General features: G+C 68.8%; 21 protein-coding genes. 10 read left to right on the top strand and 11 right to left on the bottom strand.

Annotated elements, in window-relative coordinates:
• Window positions 1–11: 11 nt before the first annotated feature.
• Entirely contained in the window at window positions 12–575 is a 564-nt protein-coding gene (locus ACQEV2_RS21130) for a dihydrofolate reductase family protein (RefSeq protein WP_433043605.1), read from the bottom strand.
• Window positions 576–697: 122 nt separating this feature from the next.
• Here ACQEV2_RS21130 and ACQEV2_RS21125 point away from each other — a divergent pair, with 122 nt between their 5' ends.
• Window positions 698–2092, top strand: coding sequence for a serine hydrolase domain-containing protein (locus tag ACQEV2_RS21125; RefSeq protein ID WP_433043602.1), 1395 nt, complete (start codon window positions 698–700; stop codon window positions 2090–2092).
• A gap of 47 nt (window positions 2093–2139) precedes the next feature.
• On the opposite strand, the gene ACQEV2_RS21120 is transcribed toward ACQEV2_RS21125, so the two are convergent.
• Window positions 2140–2592: an N-acetyltransferase family protein gene (locus ACQEV2_RS21120; protein ID WP_433043600.1), complete on the bottom strand. Its 453-nt coding sequence runs from the start codon at window positions 2590–2592 to the stop codon at window positions 2140–2142.
• Between the two features lie 28 nt (window positions 2593–2620).
• Window positions 2621–3079 (bottom strand): MarR family winged helix-turn-helix transcriptional regulator, encoded by a 459-nt coding sequence (locus ACQEV2_RS21115; RefSeq protein ID WP_433043597.1) that lies wholly within the window; start codon window positions 3077–3079, stop codon window positions 2621–2623.
• 142 nt (window positions 3080–3221) lie between these two features.
• Between ACQEV2_RS21115 and ACQEV2_RS21110 the strand changes: the two genes are divergently transcribed.
• The gene (locus ACQEV2_RS21110; protein ID WP_433043594.1) at window positions 3222–4433 is read left to right on the top strand and encodes an MFS transporter; all 1212 of its coding nucleotides are present in this window, start codon (window positions 3222–3224) and stop codon (window positions 4431–4433) included.
• 115 nt (window positions 4434–4548) lie between these two features.
• Window positions 4549–4965, top strand: a complete 417-nt coding sequence (locus ACQEV2_RS21105; protein ID WP_433043591.1) for a GlcG/HbpS family heme-binding protein — start codon at window positions 4549–4551, stop codon at window positions 4963–4965.
• 86 nt (window positions 4966–5051) lie between these two features.
• Here the strand turns inward: ACQEV2_RS21105 and ACQEV2_RS21100 are convergent, their stop codons facing one another.
• Window positions 5052–5918 carry a GNAT family N-acetyltransferase gene (locus tag ACQEV2_RS21100; RefSeq protein WP_433043588.1) on the bottom strand — a complete coding sequence of 289 codons (867 nt, stop codon included), beginning with the start codon at window positions 5916–5918 and terminating at the stop codon, window positions 5052–5054.
• A 263-nt stretch (window positions 5919–6181) separates the two neighbouring features.
• Here ACQEV2_RS21100 and ACQEV2_RS21095 point away from each other — a divergent pair, with 263 nt between their 5' ends.
• Together ACQEV2_RS21095 and ACQEV2_RS21090 are read left to right on the top strand one after the other, a co-directional pair.
• Window positions 6182–6814 (top strand): HAD family hydrolase, encoded by a 633-nt coding sequence (locus tag ACQEV2_RS21095; protein WP_433043585.1) that lies wholly within the window; start codon window positions 6182–6184, stop codon window positions 6812–6814.
• A gap of 394 nt (window positions 6815–7208) precedes the next feature.
• Window positions 7209–8921, top strand: a complete 1713-nt coding sequence (locus tag ACQEV2_RS21090; protein ID WP_433043582.1) for a globin domain-containing protein — start codon at window positions 7209–7211, stop codon at window positions 8919–8921.
• Window positions 8922–8956: 35 nt separating this feature from the next.
• Here ACQEV2_RS21090 and ACQEV2_RS21085 read toward each other — a convergent pair whose 3' ends face one another.
• The 5 genes from ACQEV2_RS21085 to ACQEV2_RS21065 form a co-directional block, all read right to left on the bottom strand.
• The gene (locus tag ACQEV2_RS21085) at window positions 8957–9439 is read right to left on the bottom strand and encodes an NUDIX domain-containing protein (RefSeq protein WP_433043579.1); all 483 of its coding nucleotides are present in this window, start codon (window positions 9437–9439) and stop codon (window positions 8957–8959) included.
• An 88-nt stretch (window positions 9440–9527) separates the two neighbouring features.
• A complete protein-coding gene (locus tag ACQEV2_RS21080; protein WP_433043576.1) occupies window positions 9528–10433 on the bottom strand; it encodes a LysR family transcriptional regulator in 906 nt (301 codons plus the stop codon).
• Between the two features lie 231 nt (window positions 10434–10664).
• Window positions 10665–11813 (bottom strand): cystathionine gamma-lyase, encoded by a 1149-nt coding sequence (locus ACQEV2_RS21075; RefSeq protein WP_433043573.1) that lies wholly within the window; start codon window positions 11811–11813, stop codon window positions 10665–10667.
• Window positions 11810–12301: a low molecular weight protein-tyrosine-phosphatase gene (locus ACQEV2_RS21070; protein WP_433043570.1), complete on the bottom strand. Its 492-nt coding sequence runs from the start codon at window positions 12299–12301 to the stop codon at window positions 11810–11812. The genes ACQEV2_RS21075 and ACQEV2_RS21070 overlap by 4 nt, the downstream gene beginning before the upstream one ends.
• A gap of 7 nt (window positions 12302–12308) precedes the next feature.
• Window positions 12309–12686, bottom strand: a complete 378-nt coding sequence (locus ACQEV2_RS21065) for a phage holin family protein (protein ID WP_433043567.1) — start codon at window positions 12684–12686, stop codon at window positions 12309–12311.
• 60 nt (window positions 12687–12746) lie between these two features.
• Between ACQEV2_RS21065 and ACQEV2_RS21060 the strand changes: the two genes are divergently transcribed.
• From ACQEV2_RS21060 to ACQEV2_RS21045, 4 genes are all read left to right on the top strand, one after another.
• Entirely contained in the window at window positions 12747–13064 is a 318-nt protein-coding gene (locus ACQEV2_RS21060) for a cupin domain-containing protein (protein WP_062721140.1), read from the top strand.
• A 161-nt stretch (window positions 13065–13225) separates the two neighbouring features.
• Window positions 13226–13438, top strand: a complete 213-nt coding sequence (locus tag ACQEV2_RS21055) for a DUF5326 family protein (protein ID WP_030048440.1) — start codon at window positions 13226–13228, stop codon at window positions 13436–13438.
• 254 nt (window positions 13439–13692) lie between these two features.
• A complete protein-coding gene (locus tag ACQEV2_RS21050; RefSeq protein ID WP_433043562.1) occupies window positions 13693–14511 on the top strand; it encodes an IclR family transcriptional regulator in 819 nt (272 codons plus the stop codon).
• 97 nt (window positions 14512–14608) lie between these two features.
• The gene (locus tag ACQEV2_RS21045; protein WP_062707976.1) at window positions 14609–15046 is read left to right on the top strand and encodes an SsgA family sporulation/cell division regulator; all 438 of its coding nucleotides are present in this window, start codon (window positions 14609–14611) and stop codon (window positions 15044–15046) included.
• A 267-nt stretch (window positions 15047–15313) separates the two neighbouring features.
• On the opposite strand, the gene ACQEV2_RS21040 is transcribed toward ACQEV2_RS21045, so the two are convergent.
• On the bottom strand, window positions 15314–16900 hold the full coding sequence (locus ACQEV2_RS21040) for a YibE/F family protein (protein ID WP_433043557.1): 1587 nt from the start codon (window positions 16898–16900) through the stop codon (window positions 15314–15316).
• A gap of 479 nt (window positions 16901–17379) precedes the next feature.
• On the opposite strand from ACQEV2_RS21040, the gene thiC reads away from it, so the two are divergent.
• Window positions 17380–19164: a phosphomethylpyrimidine synthase ThiC gene (thiC, locus tag ACQEV2_RS21035; RefSeq protein WP_433043554.1), complete on the top strand. Its 1785-nt coding sequence runs from the start codon at window positions 17380–17382 to the stop codon at window positions 19162–19164.
• Window positions 19165–19317: 153 nt separating this feature from the next.
• Here the strand turns inward: thiC and ACQEV2_RS21030 are convergent, their stop codons facing one another.
• Window positions 19318–20187 carry a hypothetical protein gene (locus tag ACQEV2_RS21030; RefSeq protein WP_433043551.1) on the bottom strand — a complete coding sequence of 290 codons (870 nt, stop codon included), beginning with the start codon at window positions 20185–20187 and terminating at the stop codon, window positions 19318–19320.
• Between the last annotated feature and the right edge of the window lie 142 nt (window positions 20188–20329).

The following is a 20329-nucleotide window of genomic DNA, read 5'->3' as shown; positions in this document are numbered from 1 at the left end:
CGGACGGGCGCTCAGCGCCTCGTCTCGTACCTGGTCAGGATCACGCCGCAGGGAAACGTCCGCGTCTCCACCAGATTCAGGTTCACCCAGCTGTCCAGCGCGGTGAAGAACGACGTGCCGCCGCCCACCAGGACCGGCGCGGTGGCCAGCACGTACTCGTCAATCAGCCCGGCCCGCATGGCCGCCCCGGCGAGCGTCGCGCCGCCGATGTACATCGGGCCGCCGTCCTCGGCCTTGAGCCGGGTGATCTCGGCGGCCGCGTCGCCGGTGACCAGGCGGGCGTTCCAGTCGACCTTGTCGATCGTCGAGGAGAACACCACCTTCGACATGTCCCGCCAGCGGCGCGCGTACTCGATCTCCGCCGAGGTGGCGCCCGGCTGCTGGTCGCCGGTCGGCCAGTAGGAGCTCATCGTCTGCCACAGCTTGCGCCCGTACAGCGACAGGTCGGTCGCCTCCAACTGGTCGGACCAAAACTGGAACAGCTCGTCGCTCGGCACGCTCCAGCCGATGTCGTCGCCGGGCGCGGCGATGTAGCCGTCCAGGCTCAGGTTCATGCCGTAGATCAGTTTCCGCATGGCGCCAGCCTTCCGTGAGTCGGTCTCACGCGTACAGACCGGCGCGGCGCGGGAAACTCATCGGCACGCGATCTGCGGATATGCGCTCGACTCCCGGGCGGCCACCGGGGTGGACTGGTTGCATGACGACATCTCAGCAAGAGCTGCTCCTCCCCACCACGCGCCGGGCACTGCTGCACCGCATCGCCGTGGCTCAGGCCGAAGGGCGCGCGCCCTCGCTGGTCGCCGCGGTCGTACGGGACGGGCGCACCGTGTGGCATGGCTCGCGTACGTCGGTGGACGGGCATGCGCCGGACGAGAACGTGCAGTACCGCATCGGCTCGATCACTAAGACCTTCACGGCCGTTCTCGTCCTGCGACTGCGTGACGAGGGCCTGCTCGACCTCGGTGATCCGCTGGAGAAGCATCTGCCGGGAACGGGGGCGGGGGAGGCCACCATCGTCGAACTCCTCGCGCATACCAGTGGGTTGGCGGCCGAGTCACCCGGTCCGTGGTGGGAACGGACCTCCGGATCGCTGCGGCCCGAACTGTCCGACGTCCTGGCCGAGCAGCCCTTCCTGCACCCGTCCGGCCGCCGGTTCCACTACTCGAACCCCGGCTACACCCTGCTGGGCGCGCTGGTGGAGAAGCTGCGCGGGACTCCGTGGGAGGACGCACTGCGGCGTGAAGTGCTCGAACCTCTGAGCCTGAAGCGCACGAGTACGCGACCGCAGGCACCGCACGCGGGAGGCTGGGCGGTGCATCCCTGGGCCGATGCGATGCTTCCCGAACCAGTCGAAGACCTTGGGCGGATGGCGCCGGCTGGTCAACTGTGGTCGACGACGGATGACTTGGCGAGGTTCGCCGTCTTCCTGGCCAAGGGGGACGACCGGGTGCTGAGCGCCGAGACCCTACGGGAGATGCGGACGCCTGCGGCGCCGCCCGAGGCCGTCGACGTGGCGGACGGTGCGGCCTACGGCCTCGGCATGCAGATCCAGTACAGGGACGGACGACTCCTCGTGGGGCACGGCGGGTCATTGCCGGGCTTTCTGGCGAGCTTGACCCTCAGCGTGGAGGACGATGTCGCGGCCGTGGTGCTGGCCAACTGCACCTCCGGTCCGCTGGTCTCCCTCGTCGCCGCCGACCTCATCCGTATCGTTGCCGAAGCCGAGCCGAGGATTCCCGAGCCCTGGCGGCCGATGCCCGAGATCGACACGGCCGTCCTGGAACTGGCGGGCCAGTGGTACTGGGGGACATACGCCTTCGCCCTGCGGCTGACCGTCGACGGACTCGTCTCGCTGGAGCCGTTGTCCGGTAAGGGGCGCCGCTCACGGTTCCGCGGCAATGGCGACGGCACATGGACGGGCCTGGAGGGCTACTACGCGGGCGAGGTCCTGAAGGCCGTCCGACGTCCGGACGGGTCCGTGGACCATCTGGACCTCGGCTCGTTCGTCTTCACGCGTCAGCCGTATGACGAGGGGGCTGCCGTGCCGGGCGGTGTGGATCCCGACGGGTGGCGGGGCAGCGACTCGTTCTGACGGTCGGGCCAAGCGTCTGTTTCACGTGAAACAGACGCTTCGCTCTTTCACAACGAGAGTTTGAAGCCCACGTGCGAGGCGGTGAAACCGAGCCGCTCATAGAAGCGGTGGGCATCCTCACGGCTCTTGTCGGAGGTCAGCTGCACCAACTGGCACTTCTGGCGCCGGGATTCGCCGATCGCCCACTCGATGAGCTGCGTGCCGAGGCCGCTGCCTCGCTCGTCGGCGTGGATACGGACGGCTTCGATGATCGACCTGGTGGAGCCGCGCCGCGACAGCCCGGGTATGACCGTGAGCTGGAGCGTGCCGACGACACTGCCCTCGCGGACGGCGACGACCAGGTGCTGGTTCGGATCGCTGCTGAGGCGCTCGAGCGCGGCCAGGTAGGGGGTCAGGTCGTCCGGTGACTCGCGCTGGGCGCCCAGTGGATCGTCCGCGAGCATGGCGACGATCGCGGGGATGTCATCGGCGACGGCGGGCCGTATTTCAAGATCTCCCATGCCTGCACCCTATGCGGGACCGTGCGCTTCAGGCGGGGACGCGGAGTGTCTCCACGGCCCTGACCAGGGGGGCCAGTTCGGGATTCTTCGCGGCTTCGTCGAGGGCTTCGCGCAGTGCGGCCTGGTTGGTGGGGCGGGCTTCTTCCAGCAGTTTGAGGCCGGCGTCGGTGACGTCGGTGTAGATGCCGCGGCGGTCGGTGGGGCAGAGGTAGCGGGAGAGCAGGCCGCGGTCCTCGAGGCGGGTGACGAGGCGGGTGGTTGCGCTCTGGCTGAGGACGACGGCGTCGGCGACCTGTTTCATCTGCAGGTGGCCGCCTTCGCCGTTGTGCTGGCGGCTGAGCACGTCGAGCAGGGAGTACTCGCGCACGCTGAGGTCGTGCCCGGTCTGCAGGGCGCGCTCGATGTGCGCCTCGATCCTCCCGTGCAGCAGGGAGAGGGCGCACCAGCCCTGGGCGAGAGCAGTGAGCGCGGGGTCCGTCGCGGTCATGGCGGTTCCTCCGTTCCGGAGCGGCTGAAGCCAGAGTAGAGCGACATAGCAATAGCCTGCGCTTGCAAGTATGCCGCGCATGCAAATATTGTTGTGACGCGTTAAGCGCCCATGCAATCTTCTGGGAAAGGTGTACCCCTTCATGCCTCTCGCGCTTCTGGCCCTCGCGATCGGGGCCTTCGGAATCGGAACGACCGAGTTCGTGATCATGGGCTTGCTGCCCGAGGTCGCGGGCGACTTCGGGGTCTCCATACCCACCGCCGGATTCCTCGTGACCGGCTATGCGCTCGGCGTGGTCCTCGGCGCTCCCCTGATGACCGTGCTCGGCACCAAGGTGTCGCGCAAGCGGATGCTGATGCTGCTGATGGGCCTGTTCATCGCGGGCAACCTGCTGTCGGCCCTCGCTCCCGCCTTCACCGTCATGCTGATCGGCCGTGTGGTCGCCTCGCTTGCCCATGGTGCCTTCTTCGGCATCGGATCGGTCGTCGCGGCCGACCTGGTCGCCCCGGACAAGAAGGCCGGAGCCATCGCGATGATGTTCACCGGCCTGACCGTGGCCAATGTCGTCGGCGTCCCGCTGGGCACGTTCGTCGGGCAGGCCGCCGACTGGCGTGTCACCTTCGGCATCGTTGCCGCCCTCGGCGTCGTCGGCTTGGTCGGCGTCGCCAAGCTCGTCCCCGCCATGCCCAAGCAGCAGGGCGTGCACCTGCGCCACGAGCTGGCAGCCTTCATGAACGCCCAGGTCCTGCTTGCCATGGCGATGACGGTCCTCGGCTTCGGCGGCGTCTTCGCGGCCATCACCTACATCGCGCCGATGATGACCCATGTCGCCGGTTTCGCCGACGGCTCCGTCACCTGGCTGCTGGTCCTCTTCGGGCTCGGCATGGTCGGCGGCAACCTCGTAGGGGGCAAGTACGCCGACCGTGCGCTGATGCCCATGCTGTACGTCTCCCTGGGCGCTCTCGCCGTCGTGCTCGCGCTCTTCACGCTCACGGCGCAGAACAAGGTCCTCGCGGCGGTCACGATCGCGCTGATCGGTGCGCTGGGCTTCGCCACCGTCCCTCCGCTGCAGAAGCGGGTCCTCGACCAGGCCCACGGCGCTCCGACGCTGGCCTCGGCCGTGAACATCGGCGCCTTCAACCTCGGCAACGCCCTGTCTGCCTGGCTCGGCGGCCTCGTCATCGCGGCCGGCTTCGGCTACACGTCCCCCAACTGGGTCGGCGCCGCCCTCGCCGCGGCCGCGCTGCTGCTCGCGTTCCTCTCGGCCGCACTGGAGCGCCGCGACGGAGCATCCGCCAGCACCGTCGTCACCGGCACTGCGCCCGCCGAGCAGCGAGCCGCCGTACACCACTGAGCCGGTCCCGCTGCGGGATCAGGGCCGCCCCCGCAGCACCTCCGGCTCCGTGAGATCCCCTCAGCACCACCGCGCTGAGATCCCACCCCAGCACCTCTGCACAAGGAGAAACCCCATGAGCACCGTCATCGCCCCCCTGAGCACCCAGGACGCCGATACGCTCGTCGCCGCCGCCCACCGGGCCGCCGAGGCCGCCGGAGTGACGGTCAGTGTCACCGTGCTGGATGCCGGAGGCCATCTGCTCGCTTTCCGGCGGGACGACCGAGCCGTGCTGATCTCCGGGGAGACCAGCACCCGCAAGGCCTACACGGCACTGCAGCTCGACGCCCCTACCGCCGATCTCGTCGACGCCGTACAGCCTGGTGGCCCCTTCCATACCCTGCCCACCGCACTCGACCGGCCGCTGCTGTTCATCGCGGGTGGCGTGCCGATCCATCGAGACGGCCGGCTGATCGGCGCGATCGGGGTCGGTGGGGGCGCGCCGGAGCAGGACCACGAGTTCGCGACGGCTGCGATCGAGGCACTCGCCTGACAGCGCCTCCGCATCGACGACGAAAACGCCGGTTCCTCACGCGGACCGGCGTTTCCTATGGCTGTCTCAACTCGCAGTCGACTGCCTCAGCCTGCCGCCACCGTCAGGGGAGCGAATCGCCGGGTCCAGTCACCGGGCAGTTCCGTGATGCCGTGCGTCATGACCGAGTTGAAGGCGACGGAGGCCAGACCGTGCTCTTTCGCCCAGACCAGCAGCTCCTCGTGGCGTACGTCGATGTCGGTGCGCAATGGGCGGTCGGTGTGGGCGGCGAGGGAGGCGATGAGCGCCTTCGCGGTCTCCGTGTCGCGGGCGATCAGAGGGCCCACGACCTGGGTGGTCATGTTGGGCCAGGCGCCCGCGTATCCGATGATGCTGCCGTTCTCCTCGGCGACGCGCAACTGATCGGTGAAAGCAGGCAACCGCGTGATGATGTGCGTGCGGTCGGCGCCGAACACCTCCTCGTCGAGTCGCAGGATCGCGGTGAGGTCCTCGGCGGTGGCCGCACGCGTGACGACCCCGGGCCCCGAGCTGCCGGGCCTGAAGTGCCCGCACACCATCTCTGCCCGGCCGGTGGTCTTGAAGCCGAGTTCCTCATAGAGCGGTCGGCCGTTCGGCGTCGCATGCAGCGTCAGCGGGGTCGTGCCCATCGCGGAGATGACGTGACGCATCAGTCGGCGTCCGATGCCCCGGCGGGCATGCCGCTCGGCGACCAGGACCATGCCGATGGCACCCAGATCGGGGCGGTCCTGGGGTCCGTACGTTGTGACAACGCAGGCGCTGACGAGGCCGCCATCGGGGTCGTCGATGCCATAGCCCCTCCCGGCGGTGAGGAGGAATCCCCACTTGTGTTCCTCACGGGGCCAGCCCCGATCCTCGGACAAGTCGGCGCAGGCGGTGAGGTCGCGAGGCGTCAGACGGCGGATGGGCAGAGCGGCGAGGGAAGGAGTCGGCACGCAGGTCAGGCTGTCTGACGACGGCCCTGATCGTCCAGCCGTTTCCGGGGAGACGTACGAGCTTTTGGCCATGTCATGGTCCACCGCACAACGGTCCGACTGATGCCGCGTGTTTCACGTGAAACATGGACGAACGGCGAGCGTCCATCAGGAGAGCAGTCATCAAGGGCGATCGGAGAGCGTGTACCGGGACGTACGGCGACCGCCGAGCTGTTTCCGCCCGCCCAAGGGAGCGACAGCTGCTCGCATTAGCCTCATGGCTCATGGCGAGACTTCACCTCTTCGATCTCGACGGCACGCTTCTGCACGGAACGTCAGCGCCTGTGGAGATCTCACGGCAACTCGGGCTGGAAGCGGAGACCGTGGCGCTCGACCGGGAGATCTCGGCGGGGCTGATCGGACCTCCGGAATATGCGACGCGGGTGCACGCGCTGTGGGTGGATCTCACCGAGGCCCATGTCGCGGCCGCGTTCGAAGGCGCTCCTTGGCTGGGCCGGATCCGTGACGTCTGGGGGGAGATCAGGGGACAGGGCGACTACTGCGCCGTCGTTTCGCTCTCGCCTTCGTTCTTCGTGGAGCGACTGACGGCCTGGGGCGCGCATGCGGCGTACGGTTCGCGCTTTCCGGCCGTGCCGTTCACGGAACCCGTCGATCCGGCGGGAGTGCTCAGCGCCGCGGCCAAGGTCCTTATCGCCGACCGCCTCTGCGAGGAGTTCGGGGTGACACGGGCCGACTGCGTGGCCTATGGCGATTCGCTGTCGGACAAGGACCTGTTCGGTGCCGTCCCGGTTTCCGTCGCGGTCAACGCGGACCGTCATCTGGCAGGCCTCGCGACCCACTCCTACATGGGGATGGACCTGTGGGAAGCCTATGAATTGGTGCGCAGTAGCCGTTAATTGAAGCAATTGCTCGTTCGCTCCCTCGCCCCATTCGTGAGAGAGGAAGGGGGGACTTGTGATCGGAGCGTCGGCCGGTAGGGTCGACTCCGGTTCGTGTCCGAGCTGTGATGCAGACTCCCGGCGTGGACCGAGCGCAAGGCAATGCAGCCTAACGGGACGGAGAGATCGAAGACCCGCATTCTCCGGTATGCGGCCGGGGCGTCCACGCGCGATGGGATGCTGCGGTGAGAGTACTGCGGCCAATGTCACACTCTCGCCTTACTTGTCCGTACCGAGGGTGAATACGGGTTGAATGGGGCCGTATTGGTCACAGCAAGGAACGGGGAAAAGTAAGCCGTCACGGGGGAAGCAGGCACCTTCCGACCGAGGAAGTGCGCAGACCGACCGAAAGATGTTCGAGGCGAGGCACACCATGGACGCTCCGACCACCACGTCGGCCGACAACGGCACTTCCGGCGGCGGGGGCGGCTGGTTCACGCCGCGCAAGAAGCCGGCGACGACTCCGGGCACCGAACAGGAGACGGCCGAGGGCAGCCGACTGGCCGCGATGCGCCCGGTCGGCAGGACGACGACAGGCACCGGCACAGCCCCGTCGGCCCAGGACAGCAAACAGCTCGCCGCGCCGGATGACCCCGCAGAGGCGACCCCGACAGAGGCGACCCCCGCAGAGCCGACGCTCGCGGATGACGACTCCGGTCACGGCACACCGGACCGTGCCGTACCCCCCGCCCCGGAACGAGGGGCACCGGCCGCGCTATCGACCCCCGTCACACCCGCCCCGAGCCACAGGGCACCCACGCTCTCGACGCCGGCCCCCGCCCAAGCTCCAGGCCAACAGCCGTCTGCCTTCGCCTCGCCCTCACGCCAAGCGCCCCCTGCCGCCGCCCAGGCCACCACAGCACACACCGCGATATCGGACCTCACCCCGTTTTCCCCGCCGTCCCCCCAACGGAGCGTTCCGACCCAGCGCCCCGCCCCGGCCCAACCCGCCTCCCCGGACGCCATCCTGATCCGCCGGACGATGGCCGAGGTCGCGCCCGTGGCCGACAAGGTCACCTCGTACTTCTACGCGCTGCTTTTCGTGCGCCATCCCGACCTGCGCTCCCTGTTCCCGGCCGCGATGGACACTCAGCGAGACCGGCTGCTCAAGGCCCTGCTCACGGCGGCCGAGCACATCGACAACAAACCCGTCCTCGTCGAGTACCTGCAGAACCTCGGCCGCGGCCACCGCAAGTACGGCACCCGGGCGGAGCATTACCCGGCCGTCGGCGAATGCCTCATCGGCGCACTGAGCAAGTACGCCTCCGGCGTCTGGGACGGGGAGATGGAAGCCGCCTGGGTCCGGGCGTACACGACGATCTCGCAGGTCATGATCGACGCGGCCGCCGCGGACGAACTACGCGCCCCCGCCTGGTGGTACGCGGAGGTCGTGTCGCACGACCTGAGGACCAGGGACATCGCGGTCATCACCGTCCGCCCCGACCAGCCCTACCCCTTCCTCGCCGGCCAGTACACGAGCGTGGAGACGCCCTGGTGGCCGCGGATCTGGCGGCACTATTCCTTCGCCTCGGCGCCCCGCTCCGACGGGCTGCTGACGTTCCATGTGAAGGCCGTGCCCGCTGGCTGGGTCTCCAACGCGCTGGTGCACCGCGCCCGACCGGGGGACATCATCCGGCTCGGCCCGCCGGCCGGTTCGATGACCGTGGACCACACCACGGACAGCGGCCTGCTCTGCCTGGGCGGAGGAACCGGCATAGCGCCCATCAAGGCACTCGTCGAGGACGTTGCCGAGCACGGTGAACGGCGACCGGTCGAGGTCTTCTACGGCGCCCGCACCGACCACGACCTGTACGACATCGACACGATGCTGAGGCTTCAGCAGTCCCACCACTGGCTGGCGGTCCGCCCGGTTGTGGACCGGCACGGGCTCCTCCAGCTTCCCGACGCCATACGCGAGTACGGACCCTGGACCGAGTACGACGCCTATGTCTCAGGTCCGCCCGGCATGATCCGCAGCGGTGTCAATGCCCTGAGAGACATCGGCATGCCGTCCGAGCGCATACGCCATGACTCGGTGGAGGAGCTGGTCGTCGCCGAGGCCTGACCAACCGTCGCTGCAGGCAGGGTTGGCCGTCGGTATCAGCCCAGGTCGGGGGCGTGCATGGCGCGGACACCCTCGATGTTGCCGTCCAGATAGTGCCGCAAGGACAGCGGTACGAGATGCACAGAGGCGATCCCGACCCGGGTGAACGGCACCCGCACGATCTCGTACTCGCCGACGGGCTCGTCGACCTCCGGCCCGTGCCGCAAGGACGGGTCCATGGACTCCAGACGGCAGACGAAGAAGTGCTGCACCTTCACCCCGGTCGCGCCGCCGTCCTCGCCTATGTGCTCAACGGTGTCGACGAAGCAGGGCACCACGTCGACGATCTTCGCGCCGAGCTCCTCGTAGACCTCTCGGTGCAGGGCCTCGACGACGGTCGTGTCCGTCGGCTCGACCCCGCCACCAGGAGTGAGCCAGTAGGGATCCATGCCGGGCTTGGTGCGCTTGATCAGGATCAGGTCGTCACCGTCCAGCAGAACGGCGCGGGCGGTGCGCTTGACCACGGGTCGGACGGTCATGGGAGAAATGTGGCCCGGCTGGTTCCACGTGAAACATCGCGAAACGTCACCGCTCGAGCTCACCGGGTAAGGAGCAGAGATTCCCTGGTCAGGCCCATGCGGAAGCCGCTCGCAGCAGCCACTCGTGGGCCCGGGCGATCTGTGGCATCGCCAGCGTGCCGGTCCGGACCACCAGGAAGTATGTCCGCAGCGGCGGCACCGGCGGATCGTGCAGGGCGACGACATCGCCACGCTCCAGGGCGGTCGCGCACAGATAGCGGGGCAACACCGCAAGTCCTGCCCCGGCGGTCGCACAGGCGAGGACCGCGCGCAGGTCGGGGACGATCACGGTGCCCGGGGCGGCGGGACGGGAGTCGTAGACCGAAGCCCAGTAACGGGACACGAAGGGCAACGATTCGTGCACCTCCACCACCGGGACGTCCTCCAGGGCGTGCGCTCCCTTGTGGCGCAGTTGCCCCGAGTCGATCCGGTCCACCCAGGGGGGAGCGGCGACGAGGACGTGCTCTTCGTCGCAGAGCGGAGTCGCGGTGAGCAGAGCGCCGCGCGGACGGGCCGTGCTGATGGCCAGATCGTGATGCCCGGCGGCCAGCCCCTCCAGGGTCTCCTCGGCGTTGCCGAAGGACGCGCGCAGCGCAAATGCCTGGCCGTCCTCGCCGGTCAGCTCGGTGAGCGCGGGCAGCGCCCGCTCGGCGGTGAACTCAGGAGGGCCGGCGAGATGCAGGGTGCGTAAGGAGGAGTCGTCGTCGAGGCCGGTCTCGGCGATCTCCACCAGGGCGTCGAGGTGTGGGGCGGCCTTGTGGGCGAGTTCATCGCCGATGGTCGTCGGTGTCACCCCGCGGGCCTGCCGTAGGAACAGAGGGCGGCCCAACTGCCGTTCCAGCGTGCGGATCTGCGAGGTCACGGCCGGTTGTGACAGACCGAGTAACGCGGCGGCGCGGGTGAAGGAACCGGCCCGGTGCACGGTCACAAAAGTGCGCAACAAGGCCAGATCCATGCCACACCCTCCCTTTCCCCGCCCTTCTCCCCACCCTCAGGGCAGGGCCCAACTATAAATAAGTCGATAGGTCGCTGTCGCTACTGTGATTGGACACTGACAGAGAGTCAACTAGCCTTGTTCGCGCGGTTCTTCGCGCGCGGAACCGAGGGCGGTCCGAGCCACGAGGGGGGAGGTTCGGACCGCCCGTTCTACGTAGCTGCACACAGACGGAGGTGTGGGAAAACCCCGTCACCGAGCCGATTCGTCCAGCGCACGCAGTACATCCGCCACCAGATCCTCGGGATCCTCGGCACCGACCGACATGCGAATGAAGCCTTCCGGCACCGCGTCGCCACCCCAGCGTCCGCGCCGCTCGGCCGTGGACCGCACCCCACCGAAGCTGGTCGCGTCGTCGACGAGCCGCAGGGCGTCCAGAAAACGCTCGGCACGCGCGCGCGTGGGCAGCGTGAAGGACACCACGCAGCCGTAGCGCAGCATCTGCTGCGCGGCGATGGCATGCGAGGGGTCACCAGGCAGCCCGGGATAGCGCACCCCCAGCTCCTCCGGCCAGTCCCGCAGCGCCTCGGCGACCGCCAGGGCACTGGCGTTCTGCCGGTCCACGCGCAGGTGGAGCGTGGCGAGGGAACGGTGCGCGAGCCAGGCCTCCATGGGTCCCGGAATCGCCCCGGCGATCTTGCGCCAGCGCCGTACGGCGGTCATGGCCTCGGCGTTCCGGCCGGTGACGTATCCCAGCAGCACATCGCCATGCCCCGTCAGCTGCTTGGTGCCGCTGGCCACGGAGAAGTCGGCGCCGAGCTCCAGCGGCCGCTGTCCGAGCGGTGTCGCGAGCGTGTTGTCGACGGCGACGAGGGCGCCCCGCGCGTGTGCCGCCTCGACGAGCCGCCGGATGTCGCACACGTCCAGGCCGGGGTTGGACGGGGTCTCGATCCACAGCAGCTTCGCGCCGTCCAGGACGCCGAGCTGGGCGTCCCCGCCGGTCGGCGCCGTGCGCACCTCGATGCCGTACGCCTCCAGCTGCGCGCGTACCAGAGGCAGCGCCTGGTAGCCGTCGCTGGGCAGGACGACCGCGTCCCCGGCGCGCAGCTGGGAGAAGAGCACCGACGAGGTCGCGGCCATGCCCGACGCGAAGACCAGCGTCTCGACGCCGTCCTCTCCCGGCGCCTCCAACTCGCCGATGGCGCGCTCGAGATGCGTCCAGGTCGGGTTCTCGTCGCGGCCGTAGGTGTACGGTCCCGTGGGCTCGCCCGGCAGGTGGTAGTGCGCGGCGAACACCGGGCCAGGCAGAGTGGGCTCGTACTTGACCGGCTCGGGCAGCCCTGCCCGCACCGCACGCGTGCCGTCTCCGGAAGGCGGCCGCTGCGCACCCGTGTCGCTCATGCCGCCTGTCCCTCCATCTGCTCGCGGACCGCCGCGAGGAGTCCGGTGCCGGCCGCCTCCACCATCTCGAGGCACTCCTCGAAGCCGTCCCGGCCGCCGTAGTACGGGTCCGGAACATCCAGGTCGTCGCCCGCGGCGGGATCGTAGGAACGCAGCAGCCGCACCTTCGCCGCGTCCTCCGGCGAAGGCGCGAGGCGGCGCAGGGCCTTGAGGTGGCCGGTGTCGAGCGCGATGACGAGGTCGAGGCGTTCGAACCAGGACGGCTGGAACTGCCGGGCCGTGTGACCGCTGTCGTAGCCGTGCTCCTCGAGGACGGAGACGGTGCGCGGGTCGGCCGGGTCGCCCTCGTGCCAGCCGCCGGTGCCGGCGCTGTCGATCTCGACCAGCCCGTCGAGTCCGGCCTCCTCCACCCGAGCGCGGAAGACGGATTCGGCCATGGGCGAGCGGCAGATGTTGCCGGTGCAGACGAAGCAGACGCGGTAGGTCATCGAACGCTCAGTCCCCGTCGGGCAGGGCGACGTGCAGCGCCCAGGAGACGATCGAGATGATCAGGCCGCCGAGAACCGCGGTCCAGAAGCCTTCGACGTGGAAGCTCAGGTCGAGTTGGTCGGCCAGCCACGAGGTGAGCAGCAGCATCAGCGCGTTGACGACCAGGGTGAACAGTCCGAGCGTCAGGATGAGCAGCGGCAGGCTGAACAGCTTGACTATCGGCTTGACCAGGAAGTTCACCAGGCCGAAGATCAGCGCGACGATGATCAGGGTGCCGACCTTCTTGCCCGTGCTGTCACCGGTCAGGGTGATCTTGTCGAGCAGCCATACGGCGACCGCCAGGGCACCCGCGTTGGCGATCGTCTTGACTACGAAATTCTTCATGTGTCTGATCGTGGCAGACGAAATCGGCCATGAGCAGTGGGACAAGGGCGGACGACAGCGATGAAGGCATTCCGGCTGGATGAACTGGAGGCGGAGCGCGCCGCCAACGAGGGCGCCTACCTGCAGTTTCTACGGGAGCGGAACATGTCGGTCGGCCTGTACGCGCTCAACGCCGGCGAGCACGATCCACAGAAGCCGCACAACCAGGACGAGGTCTACTTCGTTGTGAGCGGCCGCGCCCACATCACCGTCGGCATGGAGACCACGCAGGTGGCGCGCGGCAGCGTGGTGTACGTGCCGGCCGGTGTCGCCCACAAGTTCCACCACATCAGCGAGGACCTGCGGGTGCTCGTCGTCTTCTCTCCGCCTGAGAGCTGACCTTCGGCCTCAGGGTTCCCTAGGGGATCGATCAGGGGAGGACAAGGGCTGCGAGGCCCCCGCCGGGGCACCTGCCCGCCCTAGCATCGAGTGCAGGGAATCAGCAGATTCGACGGACCGGACCCGGCACAGTGACGGGCGGAGAGGCAAGGACGAGGACGATGCGTGAGATCTTCGCAGGACTGCCGTGGTGGGTGAAGTGGATCGCGGTGCCGGTCATCGCCCTGGTCGTGTTCGGCGGGCTGATCGCCAGCGTCGTCGGGTTCGTCATCGGACTGCTCTTCAAGGTGCTGGTCTTCGTGGCCCTGGTCGGTGGACTGATCTACGTCGTACGGAAGTTCACGTCGAGTTCCTCGTCCCGCAGCGACTGGTGAGAGCCGTGGGGACAGGGAGGCGGTAACAGGAATCACCGGTTCCCTCGGCCGAGGGAAGTTTTCGGGCAGGGCGTCTGCGAGCGGTGACGGACGAATAGAGTCCGGAAATCGACGCGGGGATGACCCCGCGAGCGGCGTGCACCCCCTCCCGTGTTCCCCAGCACGGGCTCCCCCTCGCGCTTCGGGAGTGACCCTTGGCCACGGTTGACACCGCACCCTCAGACCCCCACGCACCCTCAGAACCCCAGACGCCCATGGGACGGCCGCGCTCCTCCGTACCCCAGGTACCGCGGCAGGCGTCCCCGACCCCCACCGAACAGCCGCCCTCCGCGACGCTCATCGGATCCGTCCAGCGTGCGATGCGCCTGCTGGAATGCGTCGCCTCCCACGAGTACGGCGCCCCCGCCAAGCAACTCGCCCGCGAGACCGGCCTGGCGCTGCCCACCGCGTACCACCTCTTGCGCACGCTGGTGCACGAGGGCTATCTGCACCGCGACAAAGGGCTGTTCTTCCTCGGCGAGGCAGCCGTACGGCTGAGCAGCAGCGGGGCCCAGCAGAAACGTCGCAGCACGGTTGCCGACGCGCTCGCCCAATGGCGTGATGCCATCGGTGTCCCCGTTTACTACGCCCAGTACCGCGAGGGCGAGATCGAGGTCATGTGCGTTTCCGACACTCCGGGCAATCCGGCGGTCGAGGAATGGGCCGACTTCCGTGAGACCGGCCACGCGCACGCCATCGGCCAGTGCCTGCTGTCCCAACTGGACGAGGACGCCCGCCGGGACCACCTCGACCGCCATCCCGTGCAGTCCATCACCCCGTACACGGTGCGCGACACCCGCACGCTGCTGCAACGCCTCGAACGGACCCGCCGGATGGAGCCCGTCACCGAGCGCCAGGAGTACGCGCTGGGCACGGTATGCGCGGCGATCCCCATCACGGTGGGCACCACGGCCGCGACGATGGCCATTTCCCTGCCCGTCCATCAGGCCGACCGGTTGCTGACGGCGGCACGGCAGTTGCAGGACGAGATCGGGCGGATCCTGGGGTCACTGGCGATCTCTATCAGTATCTGAAAACTCACTCCTTGTGATCTCTCGTGTACGTTCAGCAAGATTCCACCAGTGTCGGGGTCCGTTCCCGGCCAGTCGAAGGCAACCGACGGGGTAGGCGATGCGCGAGTCCGTACAGGCAGAGGTCATGATGAGCTTTCTCGTGTCCGAGGAGCTCTCCTTCCGCATCCCGGTGGAGCTGCGCTACGAGACCTGCGATCCCTACGCCGTACGGCTGACCTTCCACCTGCCCGGCGATGCCCCGGTGACCTGGGCCTTCGGCCGTGAGCTGCTGGTCGATGGGGTGGGCCGGCCGTGCGGCGAGGGAGATGTACGGGTCTCGCCGGCCGGATCCGAGACGCTGGGCGATGTCCTGATCCGGCTTCAGGTCGGCGCCGACCAGGCGCTGTTCCGCTCCTCGGTGGCGCCGCTCGTGGCCTTCCTCGACCGCACCGACAAGCTGGTGCCGCTCGGTCAGGAGGGAGCGCTCGCCGACTTCGACGCCCACCTCGACGAGGCCCTGGACCGCATCCTGGCGGAGGAGCAGAGCGCGGGCTGAGGCGTTACGGCAGCGCGGGGGGTGGCGTAACGCTTCGCCGGGCGCCGTGGGGGCGCGCGGGAACGCTTCTTCTGCGCGGGGCGTACTCGGGGCTCCGCAGCGGGATCGGGTGCGCGAGATCGGCCGCTGAGTCCGGCACTGCTTCCGCCGGGGACGTATCCGTCACGGCTTCCATCGTGCCCGTATCGGGCACTGCTTCGCTACGGCCGCATCTGTCACGGCTTCCATCGTGGCCGTATCGGGCACTGGTCCCCACGGCCGCATCCGTCACCGCTTCCGGCGTCGTCCCCGCCCGCCGCGCCCCGGACCCGGCTGCCCCGTGGGCGGCTGTGCGCCCGCCGCGGCCGGCTGAGTACCCGCCGGCCCCGCACCCTTCTCCGGCCGGTCGGCCGAGACCACCAGAGCCGCTAGAGCCGTGGTGACCGGCACCGAGGCGACCAGGCCGATGGAGCCCACCAGCGTGCGCACGATCTCCTCCGCCACCAGCTCGCTGTTGGCGACCGTGCCGACGCTGCTCTGCGCGATCGAGAAGAGCAGCAGCAACGGTAGCGCGGCGCCCGCGTAGGCGAGGACGAGCGTGTTGACGACGGACGCGATGTGGTCGCGGCCGATCCGGATGCCCGCGCGATACAGCCCGCGCCAGCCCATCGTCGGGTTGGCCTCGTGCAGTTCCCAGACCGCGGACGTCTGCGTCACCGTCACGTCGTCGAGGACACCGAGTGAACCGATGATGACGCCGGCGAGCAGCAGACCGCTCATGTCGATCGTCGGGTACAGCCCGTGAATGAGACCGGTGTTGTCGTCCGTGTTGCCGGTGAGCGCGGCCCAGTCGATGAACCCCGAGCCCAGAAGGCCGATCAGCAGCAGCGAGAGCAGTGTGCCGAGCACGGCCACGGAGGTACGGGCCGACAGACCATGACACATGTAGAGGGCGATCAGCATGATGGCGCTGGCCCCGACAACCGCCACGACCAGCGGGTTCGAGCCCTGCAGGATCGCCGGCAGGATGAAGAAGGTCAGCACCAGGAAGCTGATGGCCAGCGCGATCAGCGCCATGACGCCGCGCATCCGGCCCACCACCACGACGGCGAGCGCGAAGATGCCGGCGAGCAGCGCCATCGGGAACCTGCGGTTCACGTCGGTGACCGAGTACTGCAGGTCCTTGGGCGCCGAGGGCTCGTAGGCGACCACGACCTCCTGGCCCTCGTGCAACTGCCGTGACTGGTCGGGCTGCACGATCTCCGTGAACGTACGGCCCTTGTCCTTGCCCGTGTCGACGCGGATCGTCGCCCTCTTGCAGGTGCCCTTCTCCTGCTGCACGGCGGAGGAACCCTCGGCGGTGGAGGTGTCACCGGTCGGGGGCACTCCCGAGGCGCCCACGTCCTTGCAGTTCACCTCGACCACCTCGGTGACCGTGGCCTGCTGCGTCTGCCGGTCGAAGCCGACGCCGGTGCGCTCGTGCGGCGGAGCACCACCCGGCCACAGCACCGCGAGCCCCACCACCACCGCCGCGGCGAACGGAATCAGGATCGCCGCGATGACCTTGCGCAGGTGCTGGGAGACAGGTGCCGCAGGACCGTGGGCGTGACTGTGCGAGTGCCCGTGCCCGCCGCCGTCACCGCCGCCTCGTGAGCCGCCGGATCCGGGACCGTGCCCATGGCCACCACCGGAATCGTGACCGTGGCCGTCATCCGGGCCGGGACCCTGCTCCGGTGAGCCGCTGGAGCCGGGACCATGATCGTGCAGACCGCCGGAGCCGGGATGGTGACGGTACGGTCCCCCGGAACCGGCCCCGGAACCGGCACCAAAGCCGCGCCCGTGCCCGCCCCCGGCGTCGCTCCCGTGCTCCTGCATCCCGCCGGTCCTGGGGCCGTGCTCGTGCCACCCGTCGGATCCAGCCGTGTGATCGTCATGACCGCTGCCTCCGGAACCACGGCCGTATCCGCCGTCGTATCTGGCTCCGGGAACTCCTGAACCCCGGCCGTCTGCACGGCCGTTGCCCCGCGAAGGGCCGTTTCCGGCGCCGGATCCGCGGGGCCGCTCGGGCGGTGGGTACGGAGGTTCATGCGGTGTGGTCACCGACCGATCATCGCAAGAACGAGGGGGGCCCTCTGTTCACCGCGCCCGAATTGACGCTAGCGTGGTGCCCACCTTTGTACACGCGGGAGCTCGGAGCACCGGGCTGAGAGGGCGCTGACCTCCGTCCCAGCGATGTTTCACATGAAACATCACCCATCGCGAGTGATGTTTCACACGAAACATCGGCAGACGGAAACCGCTGCGTCGACCGCCGAACCTGTTACCGGGTAATGCCGGCGTAGGGAGTAGGTCTCATGACCAACAAGGACGCACGCACGCCTGCCTCCGTCCAGGACGACAAGTCCCAGGAGGCCGGGAAGTCCATCGGCTGGCACAAGGCGTACATCGAGGGCTCACGCCCCGATCTGCGGGTGCCGGTCCGCCAGGTGCATCTCACCAACGGGCAGTCGGTCACGTTGTACGACACGTCGGGCCCGTACACCGATCCACTCGCCGATACCGACGTCCGCAGGGGGCTGCCCCCGCTACGGGAGAACTGGATCATCGCCCGCGGCGACACCGAGGAGTACGCGGGCCGTCCCGTCCGTCCCGAGGACGACGGGATCAAGCACACCTCGCCGCGCGGCGGCCTGCGCAACCTCGACGCGGTCTTCCCCGGACGGCCGCGCCAGCCGCGTCGCAGCCGTGACGGCAAGGCGGTCACGCAGCTCGCCTACGCGCGCCGGGGTGAGATCACACCCGAGATGGAGTTCGTGGCCCTCCGCGAGAACGTTTCTCCAGAGGTGGTGCGCGAGGAGATCGCCGCAGGCCGTGCGGTACTTCCCGCCAACGTCAACCACCCGGAGATCGAGCCGATGATCATCGGCAAGCGGTTCCTGGTGAAGGTCAACGCCAACATCGGCAACTCCGCGGTCACCTCCTCCATCGAGGAGGAGGTCGAGAAGATGACCTGGGCGACCCGCTGGGGCGCCGACACGGTCATGGACCTGTCGACCGGCCGCAACATCCACACCACCCGCGAATGGGTACTGCGCAACTCCCCCGTGCCGATCGGCACCGTGCCGCTCTACCAGGCGCTGGAGAAGGTCGACGGCCGCGCCGAGGAGCTGACCTGGGAGATCTACAAGGACACGGTCATCGAACAGGCCGAGCAGGGCGTGGACTACATGACGGTCCACGCGGGCGTGCGCCTGCCGTATGTGCCGCTCACCGCCAACCGCAAGACCGGCATCGTCTCGCGCGGCGGCTCGATCATGGCCGCGTGGTGCCTGGCGCACCACAAGGAGTCGTTCCTGTACGAGAACTTCGAGGAGCTCTGCGAGATCCTCGCCGCGTACGACGTGACGTACTCGCTGGGTGACGGCCTCAGGCCCGGCTCGATCGCGGACGCCAACGACGAGGCGCAGTTCGCGGAGTTGAGGACGCTCGGGGAACTCAACACGATCGCCAAGCGTTTCAACGTACAGACCATGATCGAGGGCCCGGGACACGTCCCGATGCACAAGATCAAGGAGAACATCGACCTTCAGCAGGAGATCTGCGATGAAGCTCCGTTCTATACGCTTGGCCCGCTGACGACCGACGTCGCGCCGGCGTACGACCACATCACCTCCGGCATCGGCGCCGCGATGATCGCCTGGTGGGGCACGGCCATGCTCTGCTACGTCACTCCCAAGGAGCACCTGGGCCTGCCCAACCGTGACGACGTCAAGACCGGCGTCATCACCTACAAGATCGCCGCTCACGCGGCCGACCTCGCCAAGGGACACCCCGGCGCACAGGAGTGGGACGACGCGCTGTCCGACGCCCGCTTCGAGTTCCGGTGGGAGGACCAGTTCAACCTGGCCCTCGACCCGGACACGGCGCGGGAGTTCCACGACGAGACGCTGCCGGCGGAGCCCGCCAAGACGGCTCACTTCTGCTCCATGTGCGGGCCGAAGTTCTGCTCGATGAAGATCTCCCAGGACATTCGCCGCCAACACGGCGGGTCCCAGGAGGAGATCGAGGAGGGCATGGCTCAGAAGTCGAAGGAGTTCGCGGCGACGGGCAACCGGGTGTACCTGCCGATCGCGGACTGACGTCGACGTCCTGACCCAGGGCGCCATGCCCCGGTGTCGGGCGTGCTCCCGAGGTCTTCGGCTTGCGCCTCCCCGAGGATGTCTCCCCGGGGCTCCGTCGATGAGGAGGGTCCCCGAGCGGGGTTCTCCTACGGCGGGGGCGCAAGCCGAGGGCTACTCCGGCTGGTGTTCCGGCCCTCCGAAGTCCGGGCTCGTGTAGTCCGGGCTGGTGAAGCTCGGGCGCGAGCCCGAGGAGGCTCCGTCGTCCGGGCTGCTGAAACCCGGGCGGTCGTAGCCGAGGCTCGGGATGCGGCCGGCCGGTGTCGACGGTGGCGTGCGGCGCAGTGCCGATGTCGTGCCGGGGTCGGCGAGTGCCTCCCGCAGGAAGGGCAGGATGCCGCGCTCCAGCAGCGCCTCGCGCCAGGCCTCCCTGGCCCGGGCGACCTCCTCGCTCAGTTCGCCGTACGGTCCGCCGTCGAACGCGGGCTGGTTGCGCAGGGCGGTGAGCAGGAGTCCGACGGCGGCGACCAGGATCGTGGCCGCTGCCACGGCGCCGAACACCCATCCGGTGGTGAGCATCGTCTGGGCGAACGCCGGCTCGGGGTCGAACATCTTCAGGATGTAGCCGACGAGCAGGAAGATCGCCGCGGCGGTGCCGGCGAGGACGGGTGCCAGGACGGCGACCACGGCGATGACACCGGGGCCGGCGGTCTCGGCGACCTCTCCCATGGTGGTGGCGAGCCCCATCGCCCCCGTACCCGACTCGACGGAGCCGGGCTCGCGGGCCGACGACGGGGTGGACGGCGCTGGTTGGCGCAGTTCCTCGCGGACCTTCACGTAATGCTGGTACTCGGTCGCCGCGGCCGCCGTGATGAGTGCGGTGGCGTTGAGCGCCATGGTGCGCAGCTGTTCGGGGTTGAGCCGCTGTCCGACAGCGGTCAGTTCCGGGCGGTGTGGTGCGGAGCGCAGCGCCTCGTCGAGGATCCGCTCGTAGTCCTGGCGGTCCTCGCTGAGCAGGTGCTGCGGAACGCTGTTCATGTGCATCCCCCGATGCTCCGTAGGGCTTGGGGCTCGCATGGCAACGAGCCGTCGGGCAGAAACGGAGGGGAGCCTGCTACGGATAAGCCGATGGTAGAGCGGTGACGGCACACGGTGACAGGGGGTTTGACAAAATTGGGCCCTGGCC

Source organism: Streptomyces sp. CA-251387 (genome assembly GCF_050936625.1).
Lineage (GTDB): Bacteria > Actinomycetota > Actinomycetes > Streptomycetales > Streptomycetaceae > Streptomyces.
This window is presented reverse-complemented; position numbering and strand designations above follow the sequence as displayed.